At 72.5% G+C, this 12,884-nt stretch carries 12 protein-coding genes; 6 read left to right on the forward strand and 6 right to left on the reverse strand.

Annotated elements, in window-relative coordinates; translation table 11 throughout:
• Positions 1 to 141: 141 nt before the first annotated feature.
• A complete protein-coding gene (locus tag ABD823_RS22165) occupies positions 142 to 537 on the forward strand; it encodes a cytochrome c oxidase subunit 4 (protein WP_344862615.1) in 396 nt (131 codons plus the stop codon).
• Positions 538 to 737: 200 nt separating this feature from the next.
• The gene (locus ABD823_RS22170) at positions 738 to 2,012 is read left to right on the forward strand and encodes a L,D-transpeptidase (RefSeq protein ID WP_344862617.1); all 1,275 of its coding nucleotides are present in this window, start codon (positions 738 to 740) and stop codon (positions 2,010 to 2,012) included.
• Between the two features lie 145 nt (positions 2,013 to 2,157).
• Here the strand turns inward: ABD823_RS22170 and qcrB are convergent, their stop codons facing one another.
• From qcrB to ctaE, 4 genes are read right to left on the reverse strand one after another with little or no spacing between them, the layout of a single operon-like run.
• Positions 2,158 to 3,819: a cytochrome bc1 complex cytochrome b subunit gene (gene qcrB, locus ABD823_RS22175; RefSeq protein WP_344862619.1), complete on the reverse strand. Its 1,662-nt coding sequence runs from the start codon at positions 3,817 to 3,819 to the stop codon at positions 2,158 to 2,160.
• Complete coding sequence (qcrA, locus tag ABD823_RS22180; protein WP_344862621.1) at positions 3,816 to 4,928, reverse strand: cytochrome bc1 complex Rieske iron-sulfur subunit; 1,113 nt, start codon at positions 4,926 to 4,928, stop codon at positions 3,816 to 3,818. Before qcrA ends, qcrB begins: the two co-directional genes overlap by 4 nt.
• On the reverse strand, positions 4,925 to 5,737 hold the full coding sequence (gene qcrC, locus ABD823_RS22185) for a cytochrome bc1 complex diheme cytochrome c subunit (RefSeq protein ID WP_344862623.1): 813 nt from the start codon (positions 5,735 to 5,737) through the stop codon (positions 4,925 to 4,927). Before qcrC ends, qcrA begins: the two co-directional genes overlap by 4 nt.
• A 15-nt stretch (positions 5,738 to 5,752) precedes the next feature.
• Positions 5,753 to 6,370, reverse strand: coding sequence for an aa3-type cytochrome oxidase subunit III (gene ctaE, locus ABD823_RS22190; RefSeq protein WP_344862624.1), 618 nt, complete (start codon positions 6,368 to 6,370; stop codon positions 5,753 to 5,755).
• Positions 6,371 to 6,565: 195 nt separating this feature from the next.
• On the opposite strand from ctaE, the gene ABD823_RS22195 reads away from it, so the two are divergent.
• The 3 genes from ABD823_RS22195 (at position 6,566) to ABD823_RS22205 (ending at position 9,208) form a co-directional block, all read left to right on the forward strand.
• On the forward strand, positions 6,566 to 6,964 hold the full coding sequence (locus ABD823_RS22195; protein ID WP_344862758.1) for a DNA-binding transcriptional response regulator: 399 nt from the start codon (positions 6,566 to 6,568) through the stop codon (positions 6,962 to 6,964).
• Positions 6,965 to 7,134: 170 nt separating this feature from the next.
• Positions 7,135 to 8,184: an anthranilate phosphoribosyltransferase gene (gene trpD, locus ABD823_RS22200; RefSeq protein ID WP_344862626.1), complete on the forward strand. Its 1,050-nt coding sequence runs from the start codon at positions 7,135 to 7,137 to the stop codon at positions 8,182 to 8,184.
• 223 nt (positions 8,185 to 8,407) lie between these two features.
• Positions 8,408 to 9,208, forward strand: a complete 801-nt coding sequence (locus tag ABD823_RS22205) for a sensor histidine kinase (RefSeq protein WP_344862628.1) — start codon at positions 8,408 to 8,410, stop codon at positions 9,206 to 9,208.
• On the opposite strand, the gene ABD823_RS22210 is transcribed toward ABD823_RS22205, so the two are convergent.
• The gene (locus ABD823_RS22210; protein WP_344862760.1) at positions 9,192 to 9,479 is read right to left on the reverse strand and encodes an Lrp/AsnC family transcriptional regulator; all 288 of its coding nucleotides are present in this window, start codon (positions 9,477 to 9,479) and stop codon (positions 9,192 to 9,194) included. The two genes, ABD823_RS22205 and ABD823_RS22210, sit on opposite strands and share 17 nt — an antisense overlap.
• Positions 9,480 to 9,523: 44 nt before the next feature.
• Positions 9,524 to 11,317 carry a DEDD exonuclease domain-containing protein gene (locus tag ABD823_RS22215; protein WP_425566643.1) on the reverse strand — a complete coding sequence of 598 codons (1,794 nt, stop codon included), beginning with the start codon at positions 11,315 to 11,317 and terminating at the stop codon, positions 9,524 to 9,526.
• A gap of 117 nt (positions 11,318 to 11,434) precedes the next feature.
• Between ABD823_RS22215 and ABD823_RS22220 the strand changes: the two genes are divergently transcribed.
• Positions 11,435 to 12,757, forward strand: coding sequence for an NYN domain-containing protein (locus ABD823_RS22220; RefSeq protein ID WP_344862632.1), 1,323 nt, complete (start codon positions 11,435 to 11,437; stop codon positions 12,755 to 12,757).
• Positions 12,758 to 12,884: the final 127 nt, after the last annotated feature.

Consider the following 12,884-nt stretch of genomic DNA (forward strand, 5'->3'; position numbering starts at 1 on the left):
CGGCAACTCGCTGGAGTGGGCCACGTCCTGCCCGCCGCCGCGGCACAACTTCACCTCGCTGCCGCGCATCCGGTCCGAGCGCCCCGCGTTCGACCTCAAGCACCCGCACGCCCCGGCCCCGCGTGAGCTGGAGGAGGTCCGATGAAGGTTCAGGGCTGGTTGTTCATCCTCTGCGGCCTCTTCTTCGCCGCGATCGACGTCGTCTACTGGTTCTGGTCCAAGGAGCCGGTCGGCACGACGGCGATGGCCATCTCGGTGGGCTTCGCCCTCATGATCGGCTACTACCTGATGTACACGGCCCGCCGCATCGGGAACCAGCCGTCGGACGACAAGCAGGCCGAGATCAGCGACGACGCCGGAGAGCTCGGCTTCTTCAGCCCGCACAGCTGGTGGCCGCTCTTCGTCTGCCTGGCCGTCGCGTTCGCGACCGTGGGCCTGGTCGTCGGCTGGTGGATGTTCATGATCGGCGTTTTCGCGATCATCATGGCCATGATCGGTTTCGTCTTCGAGTACTACCGGGGCAACTTCTCGCACTGAGCCGAGCCCCTGCGCGCCCGCACCCCCGGCCCCGTCCGGAGGTGCGGGCGCCTGTGAGAAGCGGACCGCGGATCCCTCCGCGGTCCGCTTTTTTGGGATTTGTTTGGGGCTTGTTGATCACTCGCGTATGCACGCCGCGTGCCGTGCCGTTCGCACCGGGTATCACAACGGTGGAGTACGGCTGGGACGAGGGAGTTCACGTGGGGCAGGCGATCCGTGGTTCGACCCGTGCGCCGGGGGTGCTGGCCCTGGCGCTGGTTGCGGCGTGCCCGATGGGCGTCGCGGCCGCGAGCGGCACCGGGGCGACGGATCCCCCGGGCGGGGCCGGGCAGGCGGGCGCGGTCACGCAGGCCGTACGTGAGGACCCGGTCGTCATGGTGACACCCGCCGACGGGAGCACCGGCGTGCCGACCGACACGACCGTCCTGGTCGGCGTCAGGAACGGCACCCTCAAGAAGGTCGCGGTGCGGGCGGTCAAGGGCGCCAGGGGGACGCTGACGGGCGTGCTGAGCGCCGACCGCACCCAGTGGCGGAGCCGGGGGACGGCCGCGCCCGGGACCGTCTACGAGGTCACGGCGGTGGTGGCGGACGAGGCCGGCGGCACCGGCGACTTCAGCAGCTCCTTCACCACCGTGCGGGCCGAGCAGGGCTTCGCCGTGCAGAGCCTCCTGCCGCACAAGGACTACACCGGGCTCACCGTGGGCGTCGGCATGCCCATCATGATCACTTTTGACCACGACATCTCCGACCGCCTCTCCGTCGAGCGGAACCTCGTGCTCCGGACCTCCAAGCCCGTCCACGGCGCCTGGCACTGGTTCGACGACCGGACCGTGCACTTCCGGCCGAAGAGGTTCTGGCCCGCGGGCACCCGGGTCCGGCTGGAGGCCCGCCTGTCGGGCGTGCGCGGCGGCAAGGGCCTGTACGGCAGGCGCAACCACGTCCTCGACTTCAGGATCGGCCGCTCCCAGATCACCAAGGGCAGCGTCCACACCCACCAGCTGACGGTCCGGCGCGACGGCGAGACCGTCCGGCGGATCCCGATGAGCGCGGGCCAGGGCGGAGTCTGGAAGTACCACACGACCAGCGGCATCCACCTGGCCATGTCCCGCGAGCCGGTGACCATCATGATCTCCCCGGGCATCGCCCCCGGCCAGCCGGGCTACTACCGCAAGACCGTCTACAACACCGTCCGCATCTCCAACAGCGGCGAGTACGTGCACAGCGCCCCCTGGTCGGTCGGCTCCCAGGGCCGCGCCAACGTGAGCCACGGCTGCGTCAACATCAGTCCGGCCAACGCGCGCTGGTTCATCGACAACACCCTGATCGGCGACCCGATCATCATCACCGGCTCGCCGCGCCGACTGGAGCCCACCAACGGCTGGGGGCACTGGCAGGAGGACTGGCGGCAGTGGACCAGGTGGAGCGCGCTCAAGGGCTTCACCACCGAGCCCCTCGGGCGCTCCGGGGGCCAGTGAGCCGGGGGCCCGAGGACTTCCGGGAGCGAGCGAGCGGCGTCCACGAGGAACTTCCGGGAGAACGGCAACTTCCGGGGGAACGGGAGAACGGCAGAGGCCCGGGCGGATGATCCGCCCGGGCCTCTCGTCACCGTCCTGCCGGTCCTCAGCGGGTGGTGGACTCGCCGTCCCCGCCGGCGCCGATGGCCGCGTGGTCGTCGTGACCGTGGCCGTGGCCCTCGTCCAGCGGGATCTTCTCGCCGCCGTAGGCGGTGCTCATCTTCGCCCGGAGCCTGCCGACCGGGCCGCGCAGGCTCTTCGGCGGGACCCCGTCGGGGCCGGTCTCGAGCGCCGCCCCGGCCCCGGGAAGGGTCGGCACGGCCTCCTTGCCCCGCAGGTGGGCCTCGATGTCGTCCGCCAGCGGCGCGTGGACCTCGATGTACTCGCCGTGGGGCAGGCGCTTGATGACGCCCGACTCCACGCCGTGCCCGATGATCGCCGCGTCCTTGCGCTGCAGGCCGAGGCAGACCCGGTAGGTGATCGCGTAGGCGATCACCGGGGCCACGAAGACCAGGACCCGGCCGATGTAGGTCGTCCAGTTCAGCGAGACGTGGAAGGTCCAGGAGAGCTCGTCGTTGGCGCCCAGCAGCCACAGCACGCCGTAGAACGTGATGGCGGAGATGCCGATCGCGGTGCGGTGCGGGTTGTTGCGGGGACGGTCCGCGACGTGGTGCTCGCGGTTGTCACCCGTGATCCACCGCTCGGCGAACGGGTACAGCGCCAGGCCCGTCATGATGATGCCCATCGGGACCAGCGCCGGGATGATCACGCTGAGCGGGATCGTGCCGCCGCCCGTGCCGAAGAGGTTGATCTCCCACGAGGGCATCAGGCGGAGCGCGCCCTCCAGGAAGCCCATGTAGAAGTCGGGCTGCGAACCCGCCGAGATGTCCGCCGGCGTGTAGGGGCCGAACAGCCAGATCGGGTTGATCTGCGCGAAGGCGCCCAGACCGGCGATGACGCCGAAGGTGAACATGAAGTAGGCGCCGGCCTTGACCATGAAGGCCGGGTAGAACGGCGCGCCCACCACGTTGTTGTTCGTCCGGCCCTTGCCCGGCATCTGCGTGTGCTTCTGCACCCACATGAGGATCATGTGGGCCGTGATGAGAGCCAGCAGGATGCCCGGGATGAGCAGGATGTGCAGCGAGTAGAACCGGGAGATGACGTCCTCGCCCGGGTACTCGCCGCCGAACAGGAAGAACGTGATCCAGGTGCCGACCAGCGGCAGCGAGATGGCCACACCCTCGGTGATCCGCAGACCGGCGCCGGAGAGCAGGTCGTCGGGGAGGGAGTAGCCGGTCAGGCCCTCGGCCAGCGCCAGGGTCAGCAGCAGCACGCCGATCAGCCAGTTCAGCTCGCGCGGCTTGCGGTACGCCCCGGTGAAGAACACGCGGAGCATGTGGACCATCATGCCGGCCACGAACAGCAGCGCCGCCCAGTGGTGCATCTGCCGCATGAGCAGGCCGCCGCGGACGTCGAAGCTGATCTCCAGCGCCGAGGCGTACGCCGCGGACATTCCCACGCCCCGCAGCGGGTCGTAGGAGCCCATGTAGGTCACGTGCTCCATGCTCGGCTTGAAGAAGAACGTCAGGAACGTGCCGGTCAGGAGCAGGATGATGAACGAGTAGAGCGCGATCTCACCCAGCAGGAACGACCAGTGGTCCGGGAAGACCTTGCGGAGGTTCCGCCGCATGAAGTTTCCCGCGCCCAGCCGGTCGTCGAGGAACGAGCTGGTGCCGGCGATGGGCTTGGCGACCTCTCCGGTGCTCACGGCTGGCCTCCCTTCTCGCGGGCCTCGGCCTCGGCGTCACCGCGTTCCCAGAAGCTCGGCCCCGGCGGGACCGGGAAGTCGGCGGTGGCCACGAGGTAGCCCTCGCTGTCCACCGCGATGGGCAGCTGCGGCAGCGGCCGGGCGGCCGGACCGAAGACGACCTTGGCGCCGTCGGCTGCGTCGAACGTCGACTGGTGACACGGGCAGAGGATGTGATGTGTGGTCTGTTCGTACAGCGCAGCGGGGCAGCCTACGTGAGTACAGATCTTAGAGTACGCGACGATTCCGTCCGGGGCCCAATTGCGGTTGGTGCCGGATTTGAGCTCCTCGGGCCGGAACTTGATCAGGATCAGCGTGGACTTGGCCAGCTCGTTCAGATCGTGCTCGTAGCCCTCGGGGACGACCGACAGGATGCCGCCGGGGGAGTTGAAGTCCGCCGCGCGGATCGGCGCGCCGGTCCCCTCGACGACGAGCCTGCGCGGCTTGCCCTCCTTGGTCTTCTCGCCCCAGACCGTGTGCCGCAGCTTCTTGGGGAAGTCGGAGTACTCGTGCGGGCCGAGGTCCTTCAGCAGCACCAGCGGGGCCAGGCCCAGCGGCGCCGCGGCGGCCAGCAGCGTACGGCGCAGCAGCGGCCGCTTGGTGATGCCGCTCTCGGCCGCGCCCTGCAGGAAGGTCTCCTTGACGTAGCCCCGCGTCTCGGCGTCGGAGGCCATCGCGTGGCGCTCCTGGACGAGCTTGTACTTGGGCATGACCATGCGGACCCACACGACCATGCCCGAGGCCAGAGCCAGCAGCGCCACGGCGAGCGACGCGCCCAGGGCCCGGTTCGAGACCGCGGCGCTGTTCAGGTCGCCGACCTGGAACATCACGTAGAAGACGATGAACGCGATGCCGGCCAGGAACGCGATGGTGAAGCAGAGGGCGGCGATCCGCTCGCCCTTCTTCGCCGTCGCCGGGTCCTGCTGGTCCACGCCGGGGACCGGCGCGGGCCCGGCCTGCTCCTCGGCGCCGAGCAGGGGGGTGCCCGTGGCGTGGAGCGAAGGGGTGCCGATGACGCGCTTGGGAACGCGCTCGTCCGGCTGCTCGATGTCGTGGTTGTTGTCTGTCATTGGGCCTGTCGCCTCTTCGCGGTGATCCAGATAGCGGCGAGACAGAGCAGGCTGATGCCCACGATCCAGGCGACCAGACCCTCGGTGACCGGGCCGATGCGGCCGAGGTCGGCGCCGCCCGGGTCCCTCTGCTCACGCACGCCCACGATGTAGGCGATCATGTCCCGCTTCTGCTCGGGGGTGATGATGCTGTCGTTGAAGACCGGCATGGCCTGCGGGCCGGTGATCATGGCCTCGTAGATCTGCGTCGGGCTGGCCGGGTACAGCGGAGGCGCGTACTTGCCCTGGGTCAGGGCGCCGCCCTCGCCGGTGAAGTTGTGGCACTGGATGCAGTTCGCGCGGAACAGCTCGCCGCCCTTGGCCGGGTCGCCCTTGGCGGGGTCGACCTGGTCGGCCGTCGGGACGGTCGGGCCGCCGCCGAGGGACTGGACGTAGGCCGCCAGCTGCCGGACGGTGTCCTCGTTCACCCACGGGGCCGGGTCCTTGCGCGGGGCCTGCGCTCCGGGGTTGGACAGGGGCATGCGGCCGCTGCTCACCTGGAAGTCCACGGCCGCGGCACCCACGCCGACGAGGCTCGGGCCGCGGTCCTCGACGCCCTCGGCGTTGAGGCCGTGGCAGCTGGAGCAGCTCTGCTCGAAGAGCTTCTTGCCCTCCGCCACGTCGTCGGCCCTGCCGGACGCGATGGCCGCGTCGGCCCGATCGCTCGTCGGGGCCGCCAGGGTGTAGGTGAACCCCAGCAGCCCCAAGGCCAGAAGCAGGACGGCGTATCTCGCGAGGGGACGCCGCCGTCCGGCGGTGATCCTATTCACACGATCCCCGATTCCTTAATGGATGCCATAGATGGTCACGAAGAGGCCGATCCAGACCACGTCGACGAAGTGCCAGTAGTAGGACACGACGATCGCGCTGGTCGCCTGCTCACGGGTGAAGCGCTTCGCGGCGTACGTGCGTCCCAGCATGAACAGGAACGCGATCAGTCCACCGGTCACGTGGAGGCCGTGGAAGCCCGTGGTCAGGTAGAACACCGAGTCGTACGCGGAGTGCGACACGGTGTGCCCCTCGTGGACCAGCTGGCTGTACTCGTACAGCTGCCCGACGACGAACACGGCGCCCATCAGGAAGGTGACGATGTACCAGAAGCGCAGCTTGGCGACCTGGCCCTTCTCGGCGGCCCAGACACCCAGCTGGCAGGTCACACTGGACAGGACCAGGATGATCGTGTTGGCCAACGAGAACGGGACGTTCAGGTGAGCCTCGGGCCAGGGCAGGCCCTGGCCGATGCTCACCGACCGGATGGTGAAGTACATCGCGAACAGCGCCGCGAAGAACATGAGCTCGGAGGACAGCCAGACGATCGTCCCGACGCTGACCAGGTCAGGTCTGCTGGACGAGTGTGCTGTCGTCTTCGTTGAGATTGCGGATGCTGTCGCCACGGGCAGCATTATTGCGGCTCCACCGGTCGGGTCGCCGCACGACCCCCCGGTAGGCGGGGCAAACATCCCTTTAATCAGGACTCAAGGGGCAATTCGCGCGTCGGGCTCTCCACGCTGGGTCTCCGTGCCGGGCGACCGGTAGCATCCCAGGTGACCATACATCGACAAGGGATAGTGAGCGCGACCGTGAGCACCGACGACAAGATGAGGGTCCTCGTCTACAGCGACGACGCAGCCACCCGTGAGAAGGTGCGCGAGGCGATCGGCCGCCGCCCCGCCGCCGACGTGCCCCTCGTGGAGATCGTGGAGTGCGCCACCCACGCGAAGGTCGTCCAGCATTTCGACTCGGGCGAGATCGACGTCGCGGTGCTCGACGGGGAGGCCAAGCCGGCCGGCGGCATGGGCGTCGCCCGCCAGGCCAAGGACGAGGTGCACGACTGCCCGCCGATCTGCCTGCTGATCGCCCGCCGCGACGACCGCTGGCTGGCCGAGTGGTCCCGCGCCGAGGCCGTCGTGTCCCAGCCGATCGACCCCGTGGTCCTGGCCGAGACCGTCGCCGACCTGATGCGCCGCCGCCTGTCCACCCGGCTGACCGCGCGCTAGCCGCGCCACCGCCGCGGTGCCACCACCGCGCCACCACCGCGGCACCGCCGCGGCGCCACCGTGCGGGGCCGGCAAGCCCGGACGCCCCGGGGGCACCGCCGCGCGGACGCCGGAGACGCCGACGCACCCATCGCCGTTCGAAGACCGGTAGACCACCTCTGGAGATCCCCATGGACGCGCGTACGACCTGGCCCGCGCTGCTGTCGGCCCTGCTCGCGGGCGAGCACCTGACGGCGGACGAGACCGCCTGGGCGATGTACGAGATCATGTCCGGCTCGGCGACGCCCTCGCAGATCGCCGCCTTCGTCGTGGCGCTGCGCGCCAAGGGGGAGACGGTCGCGGAGGTGACCGGCCTGGCCCGCACGATGCTGGACCTGGCCACCCCGCTGAAGGTCGAGGGGCCGGTGGTCGACATCGTCGGCACCGGCGGCGACCGCGCCCACACGGTGAACGTCTCGACCATGGCGGCGATCGTGGCGGCCGCGGCGGGCGCGCGGGTCGTCAAGCACGGCAACCGGGCCGCCTCCTCCTCCTGCGGCGCCGCCGACGTGCTGGAGCACCTCGGCATCGTGCTCGACCTGCCCCCGGCGAGCACCGCCCGGGTCGCGACGGAGGCGGGCATCGCCTTCTGCTTCGCGCCGGTCTACCACCCCGCGCTCCGCTTCGCCGGCCCGACGCGCAAGGAGATCGGGGTGCCGACGGTCTTCAACTTCCTCGGCCCGCTGACCAACCCCGCCCGCCCGGCCGCTCAGGCGATCGGCGTCTACGACGCGCGCATGCTGCCCGTCATCGCCGGCGTGTTCGCCGAGCGGGGCGTCTCGGCCCTGGTGTTCCGGGGCGACGACGGCCTCGACGAGCTCACCATCACCACCACCTCCACGGTCTGGGTGGTGCGCGAGGGCACCGCCGTGCAGACCGTCTTCGACCCGGCGGCGCTCGGCATCCCCCGGGCGCCCGCGGACGCGCTGCGCGGCGGCGACGTGGCCTACAACGCCCAGGCCGTGCGCGACCTCCTCGACGGGAGGACCGGCCCGGTCCGCGACGCGGTGCTGCTCAACGCGGCCGCGGCCCTGGTCGCGCTCGACGGCGCGGGCGACGACCTGGACGCCGCGATGGCCGCGGCCCACGCGCGGGCGGCCGAGGCCGTGGACTCCGGTGCCGCCGCCGCCACCCTCGACCGCTGGATCGAGGTCAGCGGCTCTCTGAGGCCGGACCGCTGACGGCGGCGGTGCCGCCCCGGCGGCCCGCCCCGGGGGGCGGCGCCGCGCGGCGCGCCGGGTGCCGCCCCGGCCGGACCGGGACGGTCCTCTCGCAGGTGGAGGGGAGATCCCCCTGTGAGGGGACGCCGCCCGGACGGAGGGGCTCCTACATTGCCGTCATGCGCCGTGCCGACCAGCCGGCCCGCTCGCGCGGGCCCGAGACCTCCGCACCCGGGGAGCCGAGATGACCGAGCTCGTGCTCTGGGCCGCGACGGCCTGCCTGGCCGCGGCGGTGGTGTGGCTCACCCGCGACCGCAGGCGCCTGGCCGACAGGCTCCGGGCCGAGCAGGCCGAGTCCGCCGGGCAGCGGGACGCGCTGGCCCGCGCCGCCCTGGCCGGGGAGCGGGCCCGGATCGCCCGTGAGCTGCACGACGTGGTCGCCCACGGGATCAGCATGATGACGCTCGGCGTCGGCGCCGGACGGATGATCATGGACAGGGACCCGGAGCGGGCCAGGGAGACCCTCCGGGCGGCCGAGGAGTCCGGCCGGCAGGCGCTCACCGAGCTGCAGCGGGTGCTGGGCCTGCTGAGCGCCGACGGCGAGGTGCGGACCAGGGCGCCCCAGCCGAGGCTGTCCGACCTGTCCGATCTGCTGGCCCGGGTCCGCACCGAGGGCCTGGCGGTGGACGTGGTCGAGGACGGCAGGCCCGTCGAGATCGGCCCGGCGCTGGAGCTGTCGGCCTACCGGATCGTCCAGGAGGCTCTGGGCAACACCCTGCGGCACGCCGGAGCCCGCTCGGCCCATGTCACGCTGCGCTGGCGGCCGGGCTTCCTGGACGTGCTGGTCCGCGACGACGGGCGGGCCGCGGCCACGGTGACCGCGGGAGGCGGCCTGGTCGGCATCCGGGAGCGCGTCACGCTGTTCGGCGGGACGCTGGAGACGGCGCCGCTGGCGGAGGGGGGGTTCGAGTTGCGGGCCCGGCTGCCCACGCCGGAGGCGCGCGGGCCCTTCCCACCCTGGGCCGCGGTCAGTCGGCCTCGCTGAGGCCGATGGAGAACGCGGCGTCGAGGTCGTGCCGGGAGTAGGCGCGGAAGGCGATGTGCGTCTCGGTGTGCAGCACCCCGGGCACCTTGTTGATCCGGCCCGGGATGACCTCGGCGATCTCCTCGTAGGCCGCGACGCGGACCATGGCCATCAGGTCGTACTCGCCGGTGATGGAGTAGACCTCGCTCACCCCGTCGATCCCGGCGATCGCCTGGGCGACCTCGGGGATCCGGTCGACCTCGGCGTTGATGTGCACGATCGCGGTGACCACGAGCTTCCTCCTCATTGAGTGCGGCTTGTCTGATGCCGAAGGTATCAGCGGAGCGGGCGGCCCTCGCGCCGCCGGTGCGGCTCCCCGGAGGACTCCTGCGCCCGGTGGGCGCGGTCGATCCGCTCCAGCAGCCGGGCCGAGCCCGTGACCGGCATGCTCCAGCCGCGCCCCGCGCCGGGCGGGGTGCCGTCCGGAGCGCCGGGCGGGGCCTCGACGAGCTCCACCAGCCGCACGCCTGGGCCCTCCAGCCAGCGCAGCACGCACTCGGTCTCCTCCGCGCCGGCCGCGGGGGTGGGACCGGGGCCCGGCACCACGGTCTCGGCGGTGGCGACCAGCGCCGCCGTGAACGGCGCGGGGTGGGCGCCCCGCGGCATCACCCCGGCCGCGGCCAGGCGGCCGTGCCGGACGACGTGGACCTCCCAGCCGCCGGCGGCGGACGGGGCCGCCGCGACCAGCTGGGGGATCGAGGTCAGCGCCCGCAGGCGCTGCATGCGGGCCGAGGCGCGGACATAGGCGGCGAGGCGGTCCCGGTCGGCGGCGGCCTCCTCGTAGCGCTGCTCCGCGGCCAACCGCGCCATCCTGGCCTCGACCGCGGCGAACACCGGGCCGGCGTCCACCTCCATGGCGCGGCGGGCGGCCTCGACGTGCCGGGCGTACTCCTCGGGGCTCTGGCGGCCCTCGCACGGGGCGCCGCACCTGCCGATCCCGGCCAGCGCGCAGGCCGGGCGGCCCCGGCGCGGGGAGATCCGGTCGGTGCACCGCCGCAGCGGCACCGCCTCGTGCAGCGCGGCGCGGGCGTCGTCGGCGGCGCGGGTGCTGGCGAAGGGGCCGAGGTAGGCGGCCCGGTCGTCCTTGACCTCGCGGACGATCGACAGGCGGGGGAAGGGCTCGTCGGTGAGCTTGAGCCAGACGACCTTCTCCGGGAAGCGGGACCTGCGGTTGTAGCGGGGCTTGGCCGAGCCGATCAGCCGCAGCTCCCTGACCTCGGCCTCCAGCGGGGTCGCGCAGACGATCGGCCGGACCCGGGCGGCGATGCCGACCATCTCCCGGATCCGGGGGCGGGTCTCGCTCGCGGTGAAGTAACCGCGCACCCGGGTGCGGAGGTTGACGCTCTTGCCGACGTAGAGCGGGTCGCCGCGCTCGTCCTCGAAGACGTAGACGCCCGGCGCGGAGGGAACCGCCTCGGCCAGGTGCCGCTTGCGGCGCTGCTCCGGCGTGGGCGCGCGGGTGAAGCCCTTCAGCTCCTCCAGGGTGTGCACGCCGAAGGAGCCGGCCCGCTCGATCAGCGCGTGCAGCACGTCCACGGTGGCGCGGGCGTCGGACAGGGCGCGGTGGCAGGGCTCGGTGGAGCTGAAGAGCCGGGCCAGCGTGGCCAGCTTGCAGTTGGGCGCCTCGTCGCGGGTCAGCAGCCTGCGGGCGAGGGCGACGGTGTCGAGGACGGGATGGGCGGGCGGCGGGTATCCGTGCGCGGCGCAGGCGGCCTTGACGAACCCCACGTCGAAGCCGGCGTTGTGCGCCACCAGGGTGGCGCCCTCGGCGAACGCCAGGAAGGCCGGGAGCACGGACTCGATCCGGGGGGCCTGCGCGACCATGGCGTCGGTGATGCCGGTCAGCACCGAGATGAACGGCGGGATCGGCGTGCCGGGGTTCACCAGGGTGGTGAACTCGCCCAGCACCTGCCCGCCCCGGACCTTGACCGCACCGATCTCGGTGATCGCGTGCTCGCCCGCCGAGACGCCCGTGGTCTCCAGGTCGAAGACCACGAACGTGATCTGGCTGAGCGGGGTGCCCAGCTCGTCCAGCGTCCCCTGCACGGCATGTTCCACGGTCACGACCATAGGAGCCCCTACCGACATTCGGCTCGCGCCCCCGGCCCCGGCGGTCCGGGCCGCGGTGTCACGCCGTGTCGCGAGGGCCGTACTCTTGACGGATAGACCAATCCGACAGGGGCCGTGATGAGTTCAGCCGGAGAGGGCCTGTCTCGTCCGCTGCCCGAGCAGGTCCGCTTACACGTCGTGGAGATGGCGGCGCAGGTCCTCGGCGCCATGCCCGCGGCCGATGTGCCGCCGCCGCTGCGCACCATCGCCAAGTTCGAGCCGCGCAAGCGGGCCCGGCTGGGCGGCACGCAGATCGCCGCGCAGCTGGAGGCGGACAAGGAGTTCCGCGAGGCCGTCGCCGAGGTGCTGTCCACCGGCATGCCCGAGCTGGCCGCCGCCCTGGCCGAGGGGACCGTGCCGCCGGCGGCCGAGCCGGTGCTGGTGGCGGCCGCCGCCTATCTGACCCGGCCGCCCGGGTGGGTGGACATGGTGGAGGCGGCCCGCACCGACCTGGAGCGGTCGGCGGCCGTCGCGGAGGGCTCCGCCCAGGAGCAGGCGCTCACCCGGCTGCGCGAGCAGCTGGCCGCGCAGAAGGCCGCGGCCAAGGAGGAGACCGACCGGCTGCGTGAGCAGCTCAAGGCCGCCCGGGCGGAGGTCTCCGACCTCCGGCACAAGCTGCACTCCGCGCGCGAGCGGGCCAGGGCCGCCGAGACGCGCGCGGCCGAGATGGAGCAGGCCGCGCTCCAGGCCCAGAGCGCCGCGGCGGCGGCGGGCAGCGCCGGGGAGAGCGAGCTGCGCCGGCTGCGGGAGCGGCTGGCCGACTCCGAGCGCCAGCTGGAGGCCGCCCGCCGGGCCGCCCGGGAGGGCCGCAGCGTGGAGGACACCCGGGTCCGCGTGCTGCTGGACGCGCTCGCCGACGCGGCGGCCGGGCTCCGCCGGGAGCTGGCCCTGCCGTCGAACATCAACCGGCCGGCGGACTCCGTCGCCTCGGTCTCCCCCGGCAGGCCCGGGGTGCGGGCGGTGCCGGCCCGGGCGCTCGCCGACGACGACCCCGCCCTGCTCGACCAGCTGCTGGCGCTGCCGCAGATCCACCTGATCGTGGACGGCTACAACGTCACCAAGGCCGGGTACGGCACGCTCACCCTCGCCGACCAGCGCAACCGCCTGCTCACCGGGCTCGGCGCGCTGTACGCGCAGACCCGTACCGAGCTGACCTGCGTCTTCGACGGCGCGGAGCTGGACGGCCCGGTCCCGGTCTCGGCGCCGCGCGGGGTCCGGGTGCTGTTCAGCGCGCCCGGCCAGATCGCCGACGACCTGATCCGCCAGCTGGTCCGCGCCGAACCCGCGGGCCGCGCCCTCGCGGTGGTCTCCTCCGACCGGGAGGTGGCCGAGTCCGTCCGGCGGATGGGCGCGCGCCCGGTTCCCGCCGCGCTGCTGCTGAAGCGCCTCGGGCGGGCCTGAGCGGCCCCGGCGCGTCCGGACGGCCCGGGGACGCCGGCTCCGGGTCTCGGAAGGGCTGCGAACCAGACGAAAAGGTGAGCCGTACCTTACCGATTCTGTACTATTCGCCCCAGGTCTTTACGGCGGG

Origin of the sequence: Planomonospora alba (assembly GCF_039534085.1) — a bacterium.
Taxonomy (GTDB): domain Bacteria; phylum Actinomycetota; class Actinomycetes; order Streptosporangiales; family Streptosporangiaceae; genus Planomonospora_B; species Planomonospora_B alba.

What these genes read in the sequence shown, in the direction of transcription:
- ABD823_RS22165 (WP_344862615.1), top strand. Translation starts at nt 142, where the DNA reads ATGAAGGTTCAGGGCTGGTTGTTCATCCTCTGCGGCCTCTTCTTCGCC.
- qcrA (WP_344862621.1), bottom strand. Translation starts at nt 4,928, where the DNA reads ATGACAGACAACAACCACGACATCGAGCAGCCGGACGAGCGCGTTCCC.
- ctaE (WP_344862624.1), bottom strand. Translation starts at nt 6,370, where the DNA reads ATGCTGCCCGTGGCGACAGCATCCGCAATCTCAACGAAGACGACAGCA.
- ABD823_RS22195 (WP_344862758.1), top strand. Translation starts at nt 6,566, where the DNA reads ATGAGGGTCCTCGTCTACAGCGACGACGCAGCCACCCGTGAGAAGGTG.
- trpD (WP_344862626.1), top strand. Translation starts at nt 7,135, where the DNA reads ATGGACGCGCGTACGACCTGGCCCGCGCTGCTGTCGGCCCTGCTCGCG.
- ABD823_RS22205 (WP_344862628.1), top strand. Translation starts at nt 8,408, where the DNA reads ATGACCGAGCTCGTGCTCTGGGCCGCGACGGCCTGCCTGGCCGCGGCG.
- ABD823_RS22215 (WP_425566643.1), bottom strand. Translation starts at nt 11,317, where the DNA reads ATGGTCGTGACCGTGGAACATGCCGTGCAGGGGACGCTGGACGAGCTG.
- ABD823_RS22220 (WP_344862632.1), top strand. Translation starts at nt 11,435, where the DNA reads ATGAGTTCAGCCGGAGAGGGCCTGTCTCGTCCGCTGCCCGAGCAGGTC.